This window comes from Erwinia sp. HDF1-3R (genome assembly GCF_039621855.1).
Taxonomy (GTDB): domain Bacteria; phylum Pseudomonadota; class Gammaproteobacteria; order Enterobacterales; family Enterobacteriaceae; genus Erwinia.
This window is the reverse complement of record NZ_CP155071.1, coordinates 1,650,776-1,668,121: the sequence shown is the minus strand read 5'-3', so window position 1 is coordinate 1,668,121 and position 17,346 is coordinate 1,650,776. Positions and strand designations below refer to the sequence as shown.

The 17,346-nt window shown below is 59.1% G+C and carries 19 protein-coding genes and 1 riboswitch; of the genes, 6 read left to right on the top strand and 13 right to left on the bottom strand.

The window, feature by feature from the left end; genetic code table 11:
* Positions 1-26 precede the first annotated feature (26 nt).
* From AAGR22_RS07755 to moaA, 6 genes are all read right to left on the bottom strand, one after another.
* Positions 27-1,121 carry a DUF1615 domain-containing protein gene (locus tag AAGR22_RS07755; protein WP_345831187.1) on the bottom strand — a complete coding sequence of 365 codons (1,095 nt, stop codon included), beginning with the start codon at positions 1,119-1,121 and terminating at the stop codon, positions 27-29.
* A 15-nt stretch (positions 1,122-1,136) separates the two neighbouring features.
* On the bottom strand, positions 1,137-1,589 hold the full coding sequence (gene moaE, locus AAGR22_RS07750; protein WP_067702524.1) for a molybdopterin synthase catalytic subunit MoaE: 453 nt from the start codon (positions 1,587-1,589) through the stop codon (positions 1,137-1,139).
* Positions 1,590-1,835 carry a molybdopterin synthase sulfur carrier subunit gene (gene moaD, locus AAGR22_RS07745; protein ID WP_067702521.1) on the bottom strand — a complete coding sequence of 82 codons (246 nt, stop codon included), beginning with the start codon at positions 1,833-1,835 and terminating at the stop codon, positions 1,590-1,592.
* Positions 1,828-2,313, bottom strand: coding sequence for a cyclic pyranopterin monophosphate synthase MoaC (gene moaC / locus AAGR22_RS07740; RefSeq protein WP_345831186.1), 486 nt, complete (start codon positions 2,311-2,313; stop codon positions 1,828-1,830). The genes moaD and moaC overlap by 8 nt, the downstream gene beginning before the upstream one ends.
* 4 nt (positions 2,314-2,317) lie before the next feature.
* The gene (moaB, locus tag AAGR22_RS07735; RefSeq protein WP_345831185.1) at positions 2,318-2,833 is read right to left on the bottom strand and encodes a molybdenum cofactor biosynthesis protein B; all 516 of its coding nucleotides are present in this window, start codon (positions 2,831-2,833) and stop codon (positions 2,318-2,320) included.
* Between the two features lie 14 nt (positions 2,834-2,847).
* Entirely contained in the window at positions 2,848-3,837 is a 990-nt protein-coding gene (gene moaA, locus AAGR22_RS07730; protein WP_156484939.1) for a GTP 3',8-cyclase MoaA, read from the bottom strand.
* Positions 3,824-3,955, bottom strand: a riboswitch (molybdenum cofactor riboswitch). Its footprint overlaps the gene before it by 14 nt.
* A gap of 185 nt (positions 3,956-4,140) precedes the next feature.
* Between moaA and yvcK the strand changes: the two genes are divergently transcribed.
* Positions 4,141-5,049 (top strand): uridine diphosphate-N-acetylglucosamine-binding protein YvcK, encoded by a 909-nt coding sequence (yvcK, locus tag AAGR22_RS07725; RefSeq protein ID WP_067702508.1) that lies wholly within the window; start codon positions 4,141-4,143, stop codon positions 5,047-5,049.
* Positions 5,050-5,063: 14 nt separating this feature from the next.
* Here the strand turns inward: yvcK and uvrB are convergent, their stop codons facing one another.
* Positions 5,064-7,091 carry an excinuclease ABC subunit UvrB gene (gene uvrB / locus AAGR22_RS07720; RefSeq protein ID WP_067702504.1) on the bottom strand — a complete coding sequence of 676 codons (2,028 nt, stop codon included), beginning with the start codon at positions 7,089-7,091 and terminating at the stop codon, positions 5,064-5,066.
* A 293-nt stretch (positions 7,092-7,384) separates the two neighbouring features.
* Entirely contained in the window at positions 7,385-7,591 is a 207-nt protein-coding gene (locus AAGR22_RS07715; RefSeq protein ID WP_345831184.1) for a hypothetical protein, read from the bottom strand.
* A gap of 428 nt (positions 7,592-8,019) precedes the next feature.
* On the opposite strand from AAGR22_RS07715, the gene AAGR22_RS07710 reads away from it, so the two are divergent.
* A complete protein-coding gene (locus AAGR22_RS07710; protein ID WP_067702498.1) occupies positions 8,020-8,736 on the top strand; it encodes an ATP-binding cassette domain-containing protein in 717 nt (238 codons plus the stop codon).
* Between the two features lie 71 nt (positions 8,737-8,807).
* Here the strand turns inward: AAGR22_RS07710 and bioD are convergent, their stop codons facing one another.
* From bioD to bioB, 4 genes are all read right to left on the bottom strand, one after another.
* Positions 8,808-9,482: a dethiobiotin synthase gene (gene bioD / locus AAGR22_RS07705; RefSeq protein ID WP_067702495.1), complete on the bottom strand. Its 675-nt coding sequence runs from the start codon at positions 9,480-9,482 to the stop codon at positions 8,808-8,810.
* The gene (gene bioC, locus AAGR22_RS07700; RefSeq protein WP_345831183.1) at positions 9,475-10,233 is read right to left on the bottom strand and encodes a malonyl-ACP O-methyltransferase BioC; all 759 of its coding nucleotides are present in this window, start codon (positions 10,231-10,233) and stop codon (positions 9,475-9,477) included. The genes bioD and bioC overlap by 8 nt, the downstream gene beginning before the upstream one ends.
* Positions 10,230-11,438, bottom strand: coding sequence for an 8-amino-7-oxononanoate synthase (gene bioF / locus AAGR22_RS07695; RefSeq protein WP_345831182.1), 1,209 nt, complete (start codon positions 11,436-11,438; stop codon positions 10,230-10,232). The genes bioC and bioF overlap by 4 nt, the downstream gene beginning before the upstream one ends.
* Positions 11,439-11,517: 79 nt before the next feature.
* Complete coding sequence (gene bioB, locus AAGR22_RS07690) at positions 11,518-12,549, bottom strand: biotin synthase BioB (protein ID WP_067702489.1); 1,032 nt, start codon at positions 12,547-12,549, stop codon at positions 11,518-11,520.
* A 90-nt stretch (positions 12,550-12,639) separates the two neighbouring features.
* On the opposite strand from bioB, the gene bioA reads away from it, so the two are divergent.
* The 4 genes from bioA to AAGR22_RS07670 all read left to right on the top strand — a co-directional run bounded on the left by bioA (position 12,640) and on the right by AAGR22_RS07670 (position 16,255).
* Complete coding sequence (gene bioA / locus AAGR22_RS07685) at positions 12,640-13,932, top strand: adenosylmethionine--8-amino-7-oxononanoate transaminase (protein WP_345831181.1); 1,293 nt, start codon at positions 12,640-12,642, stop codon at positions 13,930-13,932.
* A 96-nt stretch (positions 13,933-14,028) separates the two neighbouring features.
* The gene (locus AAGR22_RS07680; RefSeq protein WP_345831180.1) at positions 14,029-15,072 is read left to right on the top strand and encodes an NADP-dependent oxidoreductase; all 1,044 of its coding nucleotides are present in this window, start codon (positions 14,029-14,031) and stop codon (positions 15,070-15,072) included.
* A gap of 10 nt (positions 15,073-15,082) precedes the next feature.
* Complete coding sequence (locus tag AAGR22_RS07675) at positions 15,083-15,763, top strand: type 1 glutamine amidotransferase domain-containing protein (protein ID WP_067702480.1); 681 nt, start codon at positions 15,083-15,085, stop codon at positions 15,761-15,763.
* A 15-nt stretch (positions 15,764-15,778) separates the two neighbouring features.
* The gene (locus tag AAGR22_RS07670) at positions 15,779-16,255 is read left to right on the top strand and encodes a kinase inhibitor (RefSeq protein WP_345831179.1); all 477 of its coding nucleotides are present in this window, start codon (positions 15,779-15,781) and stop codon (positions 16,253-16,255) included.
* Positions 16,256-16,301: 46 nt separating this feature from the next.
* Here the strand turns inward: AAGR22_RS07670 and pgl are convergent, their stop codons facing one another.
* A complete protein-coding gene (gene pgl, locus AAGR22_RS07665; RefSeq protein ID WP_345831178.1) occupies positions 16,302-17,300 on the bottom strand; it encodes a 6-phosphogluconolactonase in 999 nt (332 codons plus the stop codon).
* Positions 17,301-17,346 lie beyond the last annotated feature (46 nt).

Genomic DNA, 17,346 nt, shown 5'->3' with positions numbered 1-17,346 from the left:
CGCCTGTGGCCGGGCGTATCACTGCGCTATTTCGCCCGCGTCAGACAGCGTTGATAGCGTCCGTCGACCCGCTGGGCATACCAGGCGGTGGTGAGATTACGGGTGATTTTCGGGCTTTCCAGCTGGATGCCGGGCAGCCTTTCACGCGGCAGGCGCACGCCGGCATTTTTATCAGCCAGGGTGAACACCTTCTCCCACAGCGCGCTTTTCTCAAATGCCAGGGTTTCCCCCTGCTCCAGCGCGCGCCGGATACTGCTATTGCTCATGTCCAGCTGCCTGCTCAGGGTACGGACGGCCAGCTCAGTGGCACCCGGCGTGTCTGTACCATAGCGGATCACATCGCCATCCAGCGCCAGCTTAATGCCGGTCAGCTGCGCCACCGCGGCCTGGAAAGCCGCGTTGCGGCTGGCGTACCAGCCCGCATTGAAATCGGCAAAGCGATAGAGCGGCCTGCTGTAGTGGGTGGGATACCCCAGCAGGTGGCGGGTGCCAAACCAGACTCCGCCGCGCCGGGTAAATACCTCATGGCGCAGCGTGCCGTCGACCGGATAAGGGTAGCCTTTTGACTGCGCCTCCGCGAAGTCAATACTCACCTGCATCGGCCCACCGGTATGGATAGGGTTCAGATTGCCAAACAGCCTCTGTCCCATCGGGGCCATATTGATAAAGTCATCGAAAATGGCGCTTAGCTCTTTTTCACTGCGTACGTGATCCAGCCGCCAGGCGTAGCTTTTTCCGCTGGGTGAGTTAATCATCAGCGCGGTACGGACCACAAAGGCTGGAATATGCAGGCTGGCGGCGCGCCGGTCAATCTCACCCCAGGCGATTTTAGGCAAGCCCGCCACCGTGGCATCTACATTGAAGTTGGACTCCTGATCGGTCACCGCAATGACCGCACAGAGATTGTCGGGGGACGCATCAATGCCCTGGCTGTTGAAGGCGGCAAAGATATCGTTTGCCCAGCCCTGCCTGTCGTTCACTCCGGCGGGGATCAGCCGGACAATCTGCGCTTTGACGTCGGCGGGCCGCCGCTCGGGAAGGTTTTTGTGCGGCTGGCTGCTACAGCCTGCCAGCACCAGCAGTGCCAGCAGCAGTCCGCGCTTCAGGGGGGAACGGATCATGACTTTCCTTGTGGTTTATTTCCAGCGCGAGGCAGCCTGGTGGTCGCTATCGCGGGATTCAACCCAGCGGTCGCCGCCGGGCGTGGCTTCACGCTTCCAGAAAGGCGCTCGGGTTTTAAGATAGTCCATAATAAACTCGGCGGCGGCAAAGGCGCTGCCACGGTGGGCTCCGCTTACCCCTACCATCACAATTTCATCACCGGGAAACAGTTCGCCAGTGCGGTGAATTACCGTTACGCGCTGCATGGGCCAGCGCTCACGCGCCTCGGCGACAATTTCTGCCAGCGCCTTTTCCGTCATCCCGGGATAGTGTTCCAGCGTGAGCGCGGAGACGTTATCGCCGAGGTTATGGTTGCGCACCTTGCCGGTAAAGGTCACTACGGCGCCATCTTCATCACAGGCTGCCAGCCAGCGGTACTCTTCTGCCATATCAAACGGGGCCTGGCCGACCCGGATCCGCGTTTCCATTTATCCTCCGGTGACCGGTGGGAAAAAAGCCACCTCATCACCATCCTGAAGCGGATGCTGAGGCGCCACCAGCGTTTGATTCACGGCGGAAAGCAGCTTACCGGTGGTCAGCGCCAGCGCCCAGCGATCGCCGCGCTGAGCCAGCGCAGCCCGCAGCGCCTCAACCGTGGCGTACTCCTGCGGCAGGCTCAGGCTGTCGGTGCCGGTTAACTCGCGGACCTGGGCAAAAAACAGCACGTTAATCATGGTCAGCCGCCCTGAAGTCACCCGACTTGCCGCCGCTTTTACTCAGCAGTCGACAATGCTCGATGGAGATATCCTTCTGCACCGCTTTGCACATATCGTAGATGGTCAACGCGGCGACCGACGCCGCGGTGAGCGCTTCCATTTCTACGCCAGTTTTACCGGTCAGGCGGCAGAGGGATTCAATTCTCACCCGCTGCCTGGCAACGTCAGCCGTTAAGGTGACTTCAACCTTGCTGAGCAGTAGCGGATGGCAGAGGGGGATCAGCTCCCAGGTGCGTTTAGCCGCCTGGATACCGGCAATGCGCGCGGTGGCAAAGACATCGCCCTTATGGTGGCTGCCATCAATAATCATCTGTAGCGTATCGGCATGCATCACCACAAAGGCTTCTGCCCGGGCTTCGCGTACGCTCTCCGTTTTGGCGGAAACATCCACCATATGCGCCTCACCGGCAGCATTAATATGTGTGAGTTGTGACATCTGTTCAGGGCTTCTTTACGTGTGAAACAAAGTTGCAGGGGCGGGTGCGGGCATCAAGCTGATCCTGAATGATCCGTTCCCAGGCGCTCTGGCAGGCCCCGGTCGAGCCGGGTATGGCCAGAATTAGCGTCTGATTCGCCATGCCCGCGACCGCGCGCGACTGGATGGTTGAGCTGCCGATCTCCTCCCAGGAGACCATGCGAAACAGCTCGCCAAAGCCCTCAATTTCGCGATCGAACAGCGGCAGAAGCGCTTCCGGGGTGCTGTTTTTGCTGTTAAAGCCAGTGCCGCCGTTGATCAACACCACCTGCACGTCCGTACTGGCGATCCAGCTGGATACCACCGCACGGATGCGGTAGCGGTCGTCTTTTACTATGGCCCGGTCGCAGACGCGGTGGCCTGCCCCGGTCAGCGCTTCACGCAGATAGTCCCCGGAGGTGTCACTGGCGGCGTCGCGGCTGTCAGAGACGGTGAGGACCGCTGCGTTAAGCGCGATGAATTCTGCTGTGGGTTTACCCATGTTGAGCTCCTTACTTAACCGCCGATAAATGAGAGATTCTGCGTAATGCCGGTGTTGCCCTGATGCAGGAAGTGCGTCTGCTTTTTGGTTCGCAGGCTGGCTGCAATACGCGCCTGCAACGCATCCTGCTGATCGTCGCTTTGCAGCAGATCGCGCAGTGACACGCCGCCGTCGCCAAACAGGCAGAGATGCAGCTTACCGACCGCCGAGACGCGCAGGCGGTTACAGCTGGCACAGAAATCTTTTTCATAAGGCATGATCAGGCCGATTTCACCCTGATAATCGGGATGGGTGAAGACCTGCGCCGGGCCATCGCTTCGCGCGCGCGACTGACGAACCCAGCCCTGGAGCAGCAGACGGTCGCGGATCACCTCGCCGGAGATATGGTGCTGACGAAACAGCGCCCCGCCCTCGCCGGTTTCCATCAGCTCGATAAACCGCAGCTGGATGGGCCGGTCACGGATCCAGTTCAGGAATGTCTCCAGGCTGTTATGGTTGATGTCGCGCATCAGCACGGTATTCACCTTCACCTTGCTGAATCCCGCATCAAAGGCGGCATCAATCCCACTCATGACCTGATGAAATTTATCCTGCCCGGTGATGGCATGAAACTGGCGAGCATCCAGACTGTCGATGCTGACGTTGAGCGCGGTCAGCCCGGCGGCGCGCCATGCAGCGACATCGCGGGCCAGCCGGTAGCCATTGGTGGTAACCGCCAGCTGGCGGATGGCGGCGTTCTCGCGAACGGCAGCGATAATGTCGGTGAAGTCGCGGCGCAGTGAAGGCTCACCGCCGGTAAGGCGGACTTTTTCCGTCCCGGCTGCCGCGAAGGCACGGGTAACCCGCCGGATTTCATCCAGCGTAAGGAAGCTTTTGTTGGTTGTACCCTGGGGCTTATAGCCGTCGGGCAGGCAGTAGCTGCAACGAAAATTGCAGACGTCAGTGATCGACAGACGCAGATAATAAAAACTGCGGTCGAAGCTATCAGTAAATTGTTGCACCAGAACACCTTTCCAATTCGGGAGATGCAGGCATTTCTTTCTGCACCCTGGCAACGTATCGTTGCGGCCAGGGCACCCTATCCAAAGACGTAGGTGCCAGGGCTAAGTGTGGTCTACCGACACCGGTAAACCATGGTCTGGAAATTCTACCGCTAAACCGTCCGGGATTCCAACATCATCTTTCGCTATGTATTTTGATATATAACGTATTTTAGCCGCCTGTTCCCTGCCAGTTTAGGGTAAAATGGCACAAATGCATGTGGCCCGTTTCGGGTCAATAAACCGCTTCAAAACAGAAGGAATTTTATGCGTAATCGCACATTGGCCGATCTCGATCGCGTGGTGGCTATCGGTGGCGGGCATGGTCTGGGTCGCGTGATGTCGGCGCTCTCCCCACTTGGATCGCGGCTCACTGGCATCGTCACCACCACCGATAATGGCGGTTCAACCGGGCGCATTCGTCGTGACGAAGGAGGCATTGCCTGGGGCGATATGCGTAACTGCCTGAATCAGCTGATTACCGAACCGAGCGTGGCCTCTGCCATGTTTGAGTATCGCTTTGCCGGAAACGGCGAGCTGGCCGGACATAACCTCGGTAACCTGATGTTGGTAGCCTTGGATAACCTCAGCGTGCGCCCGATTGAGGCCATTAATCTGATCCGCAATTTGCTTAAGGTAGATGCGTTTCTGATCCCCATGTCAGAGCAGCCGGTGGACCTGGAGGCCATTGATGAAGAGGGGCAACGGGTGCACGGCGAGACGGAAATCGATCGGATGTGTCGTCCCCCCCGCGAGCTGATGCTCTCTCCTGCGGTGACGGCCACCCGCGAAGCGGTTGAGGCCATCGCCGAGGCCGATCTTATCCTGATTGGGCCGGGCAGTTTTTACACCAGCCTGATGCCGGTACTGCTGATGCCCGATATGGCACAGGCGCTGCGCCGTACGCCAGCCACGATGGTATTTATCGGAAATCTGGGTAAAGAGCTGAGCCCTGCCGCCGCTCAGCTCACGCTGGCCAACAAGCTGGCAATTATGGAAGAGTACATCGGTAAAAAGGTCATTGATGCCGTTGTCGTCGGCCCCGGTACCGATACCCACAACGTCACCGATCGCCTGATTATCCAGGAGCCGCTTGAGGCGGCAGATATCCGCTACCGGCACGACCGACAGCTGCTCCACATTGCGCTGGAGCATGCTATTCAGTCGATTGTTTAAGCGGAAACGCGCGGCTAGGAAGCCGCAATAAAGAGCTCGCGCGCCTCGTGTAGCCGATCGCGTACGCGCGCGGCCTCCTCGAACTCCAGGTTCTGCGCATGCTGCTGCATCTCCGACTCCAGCTCGTGGATCTTCTTCTGCAGCGCCTGCGGCGTCATTGCCAGGTAAGGGCTGTCGTCCTCAACAACAGGATGGGAGGTTTTGCCGCCGCGCCCCCGGGTTTTGGTCTTGTTAATGCCCTGCCCCAGCTCAAGAATATCGGCGATTTTCTTGTTGAGACCCTGGGGTACGATGCCCTGCTCCTTATTGTGCAGCTCCTGCTTTTCCCGACGACGCTCGGTTTCACCAATCGCCCGCGCCATGGAGGGCGTAATTTTATCGCCATACAGAATTGCCTTACCGTTAAGGTTTCGCGCGGCACGGCCGATGGTCTGGATCAGCGAACGCTCGGAGCGCAGGAAGCCCTCTTTGTCGGCATCCAGTATCGCCACCAGCGACACCTCCGGCATATCCAGCCCTTCCCTCAGCAGGTTGATCCCCACCAGCACGTCAAACTTGCCCAGCCGCAGATCGCGGATAATTTCCACGCGCTCCACGGTATCAATGTCCGAGTGCAGATAGCGAACGCGCTCGCCGTGCTCTTCGAGATACTCGGTTAGGTCTTCCGCCATCCTTTTGGTCAGTACCGTCACCAGCACGCGCTCATTGATCACGGCGCGCTTGCGGATTTCAGACAGCAGGTCGTCAACCTGGGTACCGACCGGGCGCACCTCAATCAGGGGATCGAGCAGCCCGGTAGGACGCACCACCTGGTCGATCACCTCACCGCCCGATTTCTCCAGCTCATAATTACCCGGCGTGGCAGAGACGTAGATGGTCTGCGGTGCCAGCGCCTCAAACTCTTCGAATTTCATTGGGCGGTTATCCAGCGCGGACGGCAGCCGGAAACCATACTCCACCAGCGTCTCTTTACGCGCCCGGTCACCGCGATACATCCCCCCGATCTGCGGAATGGTGACGTGTGATTCGTCAATAACCAGCAGCCCGTCGGCAGGCAGGTAGTCAAACAGGGTCGGGGGCGCTTCGCCCGGACCGCGCCCGGAGAGATAGCGCGAGTAGTTTTCGATCCCCGAGCAGTAGCCCAGCTCGTTCATCATTTCAAGGTCGAACTGGGTACGCTGGGTGATGCGCTGCTCTTCCAGCAGCTTATTGTTTTCCAGCAGAACGCGTTTACGGTCGACCAGCTCCACTTTAATCTCTTCCATCGCCTGCAAAATGCGCTCGCGCGGCGTTACATAGTGCGTTTTGGGATAGATGGTATAGCGTGGGATCACCGATTCGATCTGCCCGGTCAGCGGGTCAAATATTGACAGCCGTTCCACCTCTTCGTCAAACAGCTCTACGCGCAGGGCATAGTCATCGGACTCCGCCGGGAAGATATCGATCACCTCGCCGCGTACCCTGAACGTCCCGCGCTGGAAAGCCTGATCGTTGCGGGTATATTGCAACTCGGAGAGCCGACGCAGGATCGAGCGCTGGTCGATAACCATACCCCGCGTCAGATGCAGCATCATTTTGAGATAGAGATCGGGATCGCCCAGACCGTAAATGGCCGACACCGACGCCACCACAATCACGTCGCGACGTTCCAGCAGCGCTTTGGTCGCTGACAGGCGCATCTGCTCAATGTGCTCATTCACCGAGGCGTCTTTTTCAATAAAGGTATCGGAGCTGGGCACATAGGCCTCAGGCTGATAATAGTCGTAGTAAGAGACGAAATACTCCACCGCGTTATCGGGGAAAAACTCCTTCATCTCGCCGTAAAGCTGCGCAGCGAGGGTTTTGTTAGGTGCCAGCACCATGGTCGGGCGGTTCAGATCGGCAATAACATTGGCCACGGTGAAGGTTTTGCCCGATCCGGTCACCCCCAGCAGGGTTTGATGAGCCAGCCCATCCTCCAGCCCCTCTTCAAGACGGCGAATAGCCTCAGGCTGGTCACCTGCTGGCTGGAAATCGGAGTTGAGTTTAAAGACTTTGCTCATTGGATTGCTACCTGATGATAAATGCTCGCGGACAGGAGATTAATTTTACTCTGCCGTGGCGATTTTGCCAGCAAAAAAGACTGGATATATCCACAGTTATTTTGCATGATAAAGTGAACCTGCCGTTAAGTCCTTATAGATAATCGGTTAAATACTTAATCAAACAGGGAATAGTGAGGTTATCCCCAGAAGGGTCTGCCACTTTAACATTTGTCAAGCGTGGCTGACAAAATGCGGGAAGCGCGCGGCCGGTTTTTTTATCCTGCTTGATTTTCATCAAGTCGTTGATAGTGTTATGCATTCACCGTAAGATGAGTTTCACAGCAACTCGTGCCCAGGCCGCGCTGGCTCTCGCCTGGCGTGAGTTTTAAGCCGCTCATGCACATGGTTATCCACAGGAATGGTGGATAACTGATTTGAGCGCCCGAACCGTCTGCTGTGTATAAAGCTGCGCTGCCGGTAAAAAAGGATGCTAAAAATTTTTTTTTGCTTTTTTTCACTGTCAATCTTCAGCATTGGCATGATGAGTAAGCATAGTTTTGGTGCCGCCGCCAGCCCTGGTTACCCCTTATTTACTTATATCCTTTCCCCTCTCACTGCTTCTCAGACAGGCAACTGCACCATCACCAGCCTGCACGGGGCACCGCCGCAGTGCAGCACCAAATCACTACCGGTAATTATTAAATAAACATTACCAATAACCGCAGCAAAATGCCTGTCGGTATCATGATTGCGTGCAGCACTTAACAACCTGGCCTGTCAATTGCAAGACACTACGGGAAGCAGGTCACCACCCGGCGAGCTCCTTACACCAGAACGAAGCTCAGAGCCGCAGGTTTCTTATACAAGGCATTGAAGACTGTTTGACAGACGACGGAGAGCGGATGCAATCAGGTGCGATCGATAACTGTCTGAAGGAGAGTGTCAGATGCTCAGCTTACGTTCAATTAATCAGTTTTACGGACAAAACCATATTTTGTGGGATGTCGATCTCGAATTACCGCCTGGCACCTGCACCGGCGTGCTGGGCCGCCCCGGCATGGGCAAAACCACTCTGGTTAACTGTATTATGGGTAATCTGCCCATTAACAGCGGCTCGATTATCTGGCAGGAGGGGAGCCTGCCGCCGCAGGATCTGCTGCTGCAGCCAGTAGAACAGCGGGCCGCGCTGGGGATAGGCTATGTTCCGCAGCGGCGTCAGCTCTTTTCACAGCTAAGCGTGGAGGCCAATCTGCAAATCGCGCTGCTTGCCGGTGCGGGTCCCGATAGGCATCGGGCCATCCCCCCGGTGGTGTACGATCTCTTTCCGGCGCTCTGGTCCCTGCGCCACCAGCGCAGCGGCGATCTGCGTGCCGATCAGCAGCAACAGCTGGCCCTGGCGAGGGCGCTGGTGCTGGAGCCCAGGCTGCTGATTTTGGATGAGCCGATGGAGGGAATGTCCTCCTGGCTGGAGGAGGAGATGGGCAATCTTATCCATCGCCTTAACCATGACTTCGGCCTGACCATCCTGCTGCTTGAACAGCGCATTTCGTTTATCCGCCGGGTGGCCGACTACTTTCTCCTGCTGCACCAGGGCCGCAACGTGGCGCACGGCACCGTTGCTCAGCTTGATGAGAATATGGTTAACACCTGGCTGGCGGTTTGAGCGCTCTGTAGCGGCGCGTTATACCGCTCCAGCATGCTGCCTGCCCCGGTTGCGCTGTCTGGCGCCGCTATTCACACCGGCAGTCTGACGTATTGCCCCAGCTGTTCAAAGTCCTCCGCCTCGGTCAGGTAGGGAATTTCGCCCAGCATCGGCGCCGGGAGCCGCTGCGCCAGCGTGGTCAGATACTCCTGATGCCGCTTGCCCGGCGGCTGAACAGCGTTTGCTATCCACCCTGCCAGCCTCAGACCGCTGGCCAGAATTGCCTGCGCGGTCAGCAGCGCATGGTTAATACAGCCCAGCTTAATCCCCACCACCAGCACAACCGGCAGCTGTTCAGCCCGCACCCAGTCGGCGAAGGTTGCGCTGTCGGTGAGCGGGGTGAACCAGCCGCCAGCCCCCTCGGTCAGCACCCAGTTCGCCTGCTGCGTCAGGGCCTTCAGCCCGGCAGAAAGCTGCTGAAAATCGATAGGCCTGCCCTCCTCCGCGCTGAGGATATGCGGAGCGGTAGGCTCCACAAACGCCATCGGATTAATGCTGTCGTAAGGGAGATCCACGGCGGACGCCTTTTGCAGGGCTAAGGCATCCTCATTGCGCAGCCCCTGTGGCGTGATCTCACTGCCGGAAGCGACGGGCTTGTATCCCACGCAGCGAAAACCCGCCTGCCTGGCCGCCTGTAGCAGGGCGGTGCTGGCGACGGTTTTCCCCACTTCGGTGTCCGTTCCGGTTATAAACCAACGTTCAGTCACGGTTAATTACTCCATAAATCAGATGGTAGCTAAGCAGGCAGCCGCGCGCGTCGCGGGGCCAGACCTGTTCGAGCTGATGAAGATGGCGGCGGGTCAGCAGGGCGCCATTCCGCCCCTGATGCAGGTGCGTTGCTCCAATCCCCTTCAGCGAGCGCAGCGCACTCAGCACGTCGGGGAAGGCCAGCGTCAGCGTCTGGCGGTGTAACGTCAGCGCCATCCCCTCTCCCGCTTCGGCAATCTGCCCGGTGGATAAAAACCGGTTAACCGGCGCGGGAAGGTTGAGATGCTGCCAGGCGAGCTGAACTTCGCCGAGTGAACCTGCTTCCAGGGTGGAAAACAGAACCTGTCCTCCCGGGCGGGTCACCCGGCACAGTTCAGCCAGGGCCTGGCGCAAATCACTGCACCACTGCACCGCAAGGTTGCTCCAGCAGAGATCAAATTCTGCTGCGTGAAAGGGCAGCGCTTCGATATCGCCCTGGCGGTAGTCATTGGCGGTCTTTCCGGCTCGCGCCCGCTCCAGCATCTGGGCGGAAAGGTCGAACGCGGTAACGTGGTTTCCCGCCTCGCGCCAGCGCTGGCTGAACCAGCCGGTGCCACAACCGGCATCCAGCACGTTCAAATCCCGCTGGCGGGTGGCAAAACCGGCCAGCGCCTCGCCGCTCAGACGCTGAAGTTCAGCATGCTGGTTGTAACCCTCTGCGGCGCGACCAAAGGCCTGGGCGATGGCCTGTTTATCGACAGCGTGCGTCATGCTCCTCCTCCGCACGCCGGGTGAGGCGCGGCGTCAGTCGGTAACCCGTCCGCCGGACAAGTCGCCTGATGCAGCAGGTCCAGCAGTTGTTCAATATCCTCCGCCTGATGCGCCGCGCTGAGCGTAATGCGCAGCCGCGCCGTGCCCGGGGGAACGGTGGGCGGTCGGATGGCCGTCACCCAGCAGCCAAGCTGACGCAGCCTCTCTGCCAGCGCCAGCGCGCGATGCTCATCACCGACAACCAGCGGCTGGATAGCGGTGAGAGAGGGAAGCAGCGTCAGGCCTCGCGCGCGCGCGCCGTCGCGAAACTGATGGATATTCTGCGCCAGTCGCTGACGGCGATCGTCTCCCTGCTGAACGCAGGTCAGTGCGGCAGTCAGCGCACAGGCCTGCGCGGGCGGCATGGCGGTGCTGTAAATCAGGTGGCGGGCAAATTGCAGCAGGTAGTCGGCGGTGTCCTGCTGGCAGAGTACCGCCGCGCCGCTGACGCCAAAGGCTTTGCCAAAGGTCACTACCAGCAGCTCGGGACGGACATTTTGCTGCCAGCAGCTGCCGCGCCCCTGCTCTCCGACGGTACCGATGCCGTGAGCGTCATCCACCATTAGCCAGCCGCCATACTGACGGGTCAGCCGATGGATCGGTGCCAGCGGTGCGCTGTCGCCATCCATGCTGAACACCCCCTCGGTGACCACCAGCGTTTCCCCCGCTGCGTTGCCCGCCAGCAGCCTGTTCAGTGCGTCAGGCTGGTTATGCGCGAAGCGGCGCAGCGTCGACGGGCTGAGCACCGCGGCTTCCAGCAGCGAAGCGTGGCTGAGCTTATCGGCGAAAAGCCGATCCCCTTTCGCCATCATCGCCGTAATGACCGCCTGGTTAGCGGCAAAGCCAGAGATAAACAGCAGCGCGCGGGGAAAGCCCAGCCACGCGGCCAGCTGCGTCTCCAGCGCCGCACAGGGGGCGCTGTAGCCGGTGACGTGGCCGGAGCCGCCGGCCCCCACGCCATACTGTTCCGCCCCCTGCTGCCAGGCACGAATAATGCGCGGCTCGTGACTCAGCCCAAGGTAGTCATTGGCGGAAAAGTTGAGATAGCGACGCCCGTCGATCTGTAATGTCCGCGCATCGCCCTGCTGGTTGATCCGCCGCTGGCGAAACTGCCCCTTCTCCCGGCGTTCGGCGAGGGCGAGATCGATCCGTTGCTGCCAGCTCATAGGGTCCACCACAGATTTAAACGACAGCCTGTCTGGCTCATACAGGCCACCGCGAATTTAAGGCACATCCAGGACGCATTCAGACCGCCGCGTTATAGAACTGCTCGGTATCGGCGTTCAGCAACTGTCCGGCCAGAGACTGCTGCTGCTCGTTATCGCCCGCCTCGGTGGTGGTGTGCTGCGGATTGAGGCCCAGCTTGCGGAAGAGCAGCATATCCTTATCCTCTTCAGGATTGGGGGTTGTCAGCAATTTACAGCCGTAGAAGATAGAGTTTGCGCCGGCCATAAAGCACATTGCCTGGGTCTGCTCGCTCATCTGTTCACGCCCGGCAGAGAGACGCACGTGCGAGGCTGGCATCATGATGCGGGCGACGGCAATGGTGCGGATAAAATCGAAGGGATCGACGTCATCATTGTCCGCCATTGGCGTGCCTTTGACCTTGACCAGCATATTAATCGGTACGCTTTCCGGCGGCGTGGGCAGATTTGCCAGCTGAACCAGCAGCCCGGCGCGGTCGCTGACGGTTTCACCCAGCCCGACAATGCCCCCGGAGCAGACCTTAATTCCGGCATCGCGGACTTTGCCCAGCGTATCCAGACGTTCCTGATAGCTGCGGGTGGTGATGACGCTGCCATAAAACTCCGGGGAGGTGTCCAGGTTATGGTTGTAGAAATCCAGCCCCGCCTCTGCCAGACGCTGCGCCTGTCCGTCGCTCAGCATGCCCAGCGTCATACAGGTTTCCAGCCCCATCGCCTTCACGCCTTTTACCATCTGCTCAAGGTAAGGCATATCGCGGTCGTTGGGGTTTTTCCAGGCGGCCCCCATACAGAAGCGATCGGAGCCGGCGGCCTTCGCCTTACGCGCGGAGCTCAGCACCTCCTCCACTTCCATCAGCCGTTCGGACTCCAGCCCGGTTTTGTACCGCGCGCTCTGCGGGCAATATTTGCAATCCTCCGGGCAGGCCCCGGTTTTAATCGACAGCAGTGTACTGACCTGCACCTGACGCGGGTCGAAGTGCTGACGATGCACCTGCTGCGCTTCAAACATCAGTTCGAGAAAAGGCTTATTAAACAGGGCTTGAGCCTGTGAGACCGTCCAGCGAGTTGCCATTGCTTGCTCCAAAAAAGTACTGTCGTGTCGGGTCGTTGCCCGGTTATACTTGTAAACTAATTTTTTTGAAATTGGTTTACAAGTAATTTTATGACCCCTTCAGACCTCGCCTTCGATCGCAGCCACATCTGGCACCCCTATACCTCAATGAGTCAGCCGCTGCCGGTCTACCCGGTGGTCGGTGCCCAGGGCACCTCGCTTCAGCTGGCCGATGGCCGTACGCTGGTGGACGGCATGTCCTCCTGGTGGGCTGCGATTCACGGTTATAACCATCCCCGGCTTAATCAGGCGATGACCGCGCAAATAGCACAGATGTCGCACGTGATGTTTGGCGGGATTACCCATCCTTCTGCGGTCGCACTTTGTCGCAGGCTGGTCGACATGACGCCAGCCGTGCTGGAGTGCGTGTTTCTGGCGGATTCGGGATCGGTAGCGGTAGAAGTCGCCATGAAAATGGCCCTGCAATACTGGCAGGCACGCGGCGAGAAGCGGCAGCGTTTTTTGACGCTGCGAAATGGCTACCACGGCGATACCTTTGCTGCCATGTCGGTGTGCGATCCGCACAATTCGATGCACAGCCTCTATCAGGGCTACCTGCCCAGCCATCTGTTCGCCGCCGCCCCCGCCTGCCGCTTTGATGAAGCGTGGCGCGACAGCGATGCCGATGACATTGAGCGGCTGATAACGCATCACGCTGGCGAGGTCGCCGCAGTGATCCTGGAGCCGGTGGTTCAGGGCGCGGGCGGCATGCGGTTCTATCACCCGCGCTATTTGCAGCGCGTACGGGCGCTGTGCGACAGGTACGGCATCCTGCTGATTGCCGATGAGATTGCCACCGGCTTTGGCCGCACCGGTAAGCTGTTCGCCTGCGAACATGCTGATATCGCGCCGGATATTCTCTGCGTGGGTAAGGCCCTGACCGGCGGAACCATGACGCTCTCAGCCACGCTGACCACCCGTCACGTCGCCGATACCGTCAGCAACGGCGAGGCGGGCTGCTTTATGCATGGGCCAACCTTTATGGGTAACCCTCTGGCCTGCGCCGTCGCCAGCGAGAGCCTGGCGATGCTCCAGGAGAACCAGTGGCCGCAGCAGGTCGCGGATATTGAAGCGCAGCTCCGCCGCTCGCTTCTGCCCCTTGCCGACCACCCTGCAGTAAAAGATGCGCGCGTACTGGGCGCTATCGGGGTGATTGAAACTCATCAGCCGGTCAATATGGCCGCTTTGCAGGCATTTTTTGTCGAGTGCGGCGTGTGGATACGCCCGTTTGGCCGGCTGATCTACCTGATGCCGCCTTATATTATCAGCCCTGAAGCATTGCAGCGCCTGACGGATGCCATTGCCGGGGCGCTGGAAAAGCCCGGCCACTTTATCGGGGCCTGAGGGTCTCTGATGCGGTAATGGCACAGGGCGCCAGGCATCAGGTCCGCTGATGCACTACGCTTTTACCAGGCCGCATTCCGCATTAAGGAGAAAATTATGCCGCAAGATAAACAGACTAATCGCCGCATCGTACTGGCATCCCGCCCGCACGGCGCACCGACAGAAGCTAATTTCCGGCTTGAAACCGGGCACGTTCCGACGCCAGCGGCAGGACAAATTCTGCTGCGCACCATCTGGCTTTCGCTGGACCCGTATATGCGTGGACGGATGAGCGAGGGCCCCTCCTATGTCCCGCCCGTGGCGATTAACGAGGTTATGGGCGCAGGCACCGTCGCCATTGTCGAACACTCTGACCACCCTGACTATGCCGAAGGTGACTGGGTGGTCAGCAACAGCGGATGGCAGGACTTCGCACTCTCTGACGGCAAGGATTTGTTTAAGCTGAGCGGCCCGGTATTAAAGCACCCCTCATGGGCACTCGGGATGCTCGGTATGCCGGGCTTCACCGCCTATATGGGGCTGCTGGATATCGGTCAGCCGCAGCCGGGTGAAACGGTGGTCGTTGCCGCCGCCACCGGCGCGGTAGGATCCATCGTCGGGCAGATTGCGAAATTGAAAGGCTGCTACGTGGTGGGAATTGCGGGCGGCGCCGATAAGTGCCGCTATGCAGAAGAGTCGCTGGGCTTTGACCGCTGTCTGGATCACCGCGCCGGCGATTTCGCGGAATCCCTCAGGCGCCACTGTCCCGAGGGGATTGACGTCTACTTCGAAAGCGTTGGCGGTAAGGTATTCAGTGCGGTACTGCCGCTGATGAATACAAAGGGACGCATACCGGTCTGCGGACTGATTGCCGACTATAACAGTACCGAACCTGCCGCCGGCCCCAACCAGCTGCCACAGTTTCAGGGAACTATCCTGCGCAAACGCCTGCGCGTTCAGGGCTTTATCATTACCCAGGACTATGGCCACCGCTTCGGCGAATTCTTTAGCCAGATGAGTCAGTGGGTGGCAGAAGATCGCTTTGTTTTCCGTGAAGATAGTGTGGAGGGTCTGGACCATGCGCCGGAGACCTTTATCGGCATGCTTGAAGGTAAAAACTTCGGCAAGGTACTGATTCGCGTGGCCGGTGACCAACCCTGAGGATAGAAAAATGAAAGTATTAATGGTGCTGACTTCGCATGACAGGCTGGGTGATACCGGTAAAAAAACGGGCTTCTGGCTGGAAGAGTTCGCCGCGCCCTGGTATGTCTTCCGTGATGCGGGGATAAACGTGGTGCTGGCCTCACCTGCCGGGGGACATCCCCCGCTCGATCCAAAAAGCGACGAGCCAGACGCCCAGACCCTGGACACCGAACGCTTTCGCCAGGATCTCGTGGCTCAGCAGGCGCTGGCCAACACGCAGATGCTGGCCAATATCGAAAGCAGCACGTTCGATGCGGTGTTCTACCCCGGTGGACACGGTCCCCTGTGGGATCTGGCAGAGGATCGTAAAAGCATTGAGCTGATAGAGAACTTTTATGCCAACGGCAAGCCGGTAGGTGCCGTTTGTCACGCGCCGGGCGTACTGCGCCACGTTAAAAAACCTGACGGTACCCCGCTGGTCGCCGGTAAACGGGTCACCGGCTTTACTAACAGCGAGGAAAAAGCCGTCGGCCTGACAAATGTGGTACCTTTTCTGGTCGAGGATGTGCTGAAAGCGCTGGGCGCGGACTATGAAAAAACCGATGACTGGGGCGTGTTCACCCTGACGGATGGGCATCTGGTGACCGGTCAGAATCCCGCGTCATCGGCCGCCGCCGCCGAAGAGCTATTAAAACTGCTTCACAAATAATAACAGGGAGATGGAATGAAACTGACCAGTCAGGATTTCAACAATGGCGATAAATTGCCCCTCCGCCATGTGTTTAACGGCATGGGCTACCAGGGAGATAACCTCTCCCCACATTTAGCCTGGGACGAGGTGCCGGAAGGCACCAAAAGCTTTGTCATTACCTGCTTTGACCCCGATGCGCCTACCGGTTCAGGCTGGTGGCACTGGGGAGTGGCGAATCTTTCCGCCGATACCCACACGCTGCCGCAGGGAGCCGGTTCAGGCGTTGCTGCGCTTCCCGCCGGTGCGGTGCAAACCCGTACGGATTTCGGCAGCCAGGGCTACGGCGGCGCCGCGCCGCCAAAAGGCGAGAGCCACCGCTATATTTTCACCGTCTATGCGCTGGACGTGGATAACCTCGAGGTGGATGAACATGCCAGCGGCGCGATGCTCGGCTTCAACGTCCATTTCCACAAGCTGGGCAGCGCCTCGCTAACCGCGCTTTACGCGTAACCAACAGGGCGCTTCAACAGGGCAGATATCTGCCCTGTTTCCTTTCTCAGTCAAGCCGGTGAATCACCACCCACATTGGGCCCTGGCCAACCGCGTAGCGTGCCCGCGGCGTGAGTGCGCCCTGCTCGCCGTCGATGCTGTACACTTCGATATGATGTGACTTCTGCCCGGCCGCCACCAGATATTTCCCGCTGTGATCAATGTTGAAGCCGCGCGGCTGCGTTTCGGTTGGCTGATAGCCGGTTACCGTCAGCAACCCACCGTCTTCACTGACGCTAAAGTGCGTCAGGATACTGGCGGTGCGATCGCAGCTGTACAGATGGCGGCCATCCGGCGTCAGGTGAATATCCGCCGCCCAGCGGGTGTCGCTGAATCCGGCAGGCATCATGTCCAGACTCTGCACGCGTTCGACCGTGCCATGCGCATTCGCCAGCTGCCACACGTCCACGGTACTGTCCAGCTCATTGACGCAGTAGGCGTACTGCTGATTGGGGTGGAAAACCATATGGCGCGGCCCGGCACCTTCCACGGTAGTCACCTGCGCCTGGCGGTGCGGCTGAAGCTCACCGCTGCTTTGCAGGTCAAACAGGCAGATACGATCCTGCTTCAGCGCCGGAACAAACAGCGTTTTATTGCTGAGATCGATATTGGCTGAATGGCAGCCCTCCAGCCCTTTAATCACCTGGAGCGGCTCGCCCGGCAGGCCATCAGCGCCGATCGGCGACACGCTGACGCAGGCATCGTTATAAGAGCCAACGAAGATAAAGCGCCCCGCTTTGTCGGTTGAGATATGCGTTGGGCTGCCGGGTAGCGGCGCCTGTCCGGCTTCGGTCAGCTTACCCCCGGCGTCAATGCGGTACGCTACGATGCGAAATCCCGGGCGCACGCCCACATAGAGAAACTGCTTATCGGGGCTGACCACCATCGGCTGCACCTGGCCTGGGGCATCCACGACCTGGAGCAGCGTGAGCGCGCCCTCGCTGTCAAGCTGCCACGCGTGGATCTGGTGGCTCTCCGGGCTGGCGGTATAGACGATCTGTTGCATAAATTCTCCTTTCAGTGGGAAACCTGGCTGCCGCAAAGCGTAGCGT

Bases quoted from the DNA above. Each gene is read 5' to 3' on its own strand.
- AAGR22_RS07755 (WP_345831187.1), bottom strand. From the start codon at position 1,121: ATGATCCGTTCCCCCCTGAAGCGCGGACTGCTGCTGGCACTGCTGGTG.
- moaE (WP_067702524.1), bottom strand. From the start codon at position 1,589: ATGGAAACGCGGATCCGGGTCGGCCAGGCCCCGTTTGATATGGCAGAA.
- moaD (WP_067702521.1), bottom strand. From the start codon at position 1,835: ATGATTAACGTGCTGTTTTTTGCCCAGGTCCGCGAGTTAACCGGCACC.
- moaC (WP_345831186.1), bottom strand. From the start codon at position 2,313: ATGTCACAACTCACACATATTAATGCTGCCGGTGAGGCGCATATGGTG.
- moaB (WP_345831185.1), bottom strand. From the start codon at position 2,833: ATGGGTAAACCCACAGCAGAATTCATCGCGCTTAACGCAGCGGTCCTC.
- yvcK (WP_067702508.1), top strand. From the start codon at position 4,141: ATGCGTAATCGCACATTGGCCGATCTCGATCGCGTGGTGGCTATCGGT.
- uvrB (WP_067702504.1), bottom strand. From the start codon at position 7,091: ATGAGCAAAGTCTTTAAACTCAACTCCGATTTCCAGCCAGCAGGTGAC.
- AAGR22_RS07710 (WP_067702498.1), top strand. From the start codon at position 8,020: ATGCTCAGCTTACGTTCAATTAATCAGTTTTACGGACAAAACCATATT.
- bioC (WP_345831183.1), bottom strand. From the start codon at position 10,233: ATGACGCACGCTGTCGATAAACAGGCCATCGCCCAGGCCTTTGGTCGC.
- bioF (WP_345831182.1), bottom strand. From the start codon at position 11,438: ATGAGCTGGCAGCAACGGATCGATCTCGCCCTCGCCGAACGCCGGGAG.
- bioB (WP_067702489.1), bottom strand. From the start codon at position 12,549: ATGGCAACTCGCTGGACGGTCTCACAGGCTCAAGCCCTGTTTAATAAG.
- bioA (WP_345831181.1), top strand. From the start codon at position 12,640: ATGACCCCTTCAGACCTCGCCTTCGATCGCAGCCACATCTGGCACCCC.
- AAGR22_RS07680 (WP_345831180.1), top strand. From the start codon at position 14,029: ATGCCGCAAGATAAACAGACTAATCGCCGCATCGTACTGGCATCCCGC.
- AAGR22_RS07675 (WP_067702480.1), top strand. From the start codon at position 15,083: ATGAAAGTATTAATGGTGCTGACTTCGCATGACAGGCTGGGTGATACC.
- AAGR22_RS07670 (WP_345831179.1), top strand. From the start codon at position 15,779: ATGAAACTGACCAGTCAGGATTTCAACAATGGCGATAAATTGCCCCTC.
- pgl (WP_345831178.1), bottom strand. From the start codon at position 17,300: ATGCAACAGATCGTCTATACCGCCAGCCCGGAGAGCCACCAGATCCAC.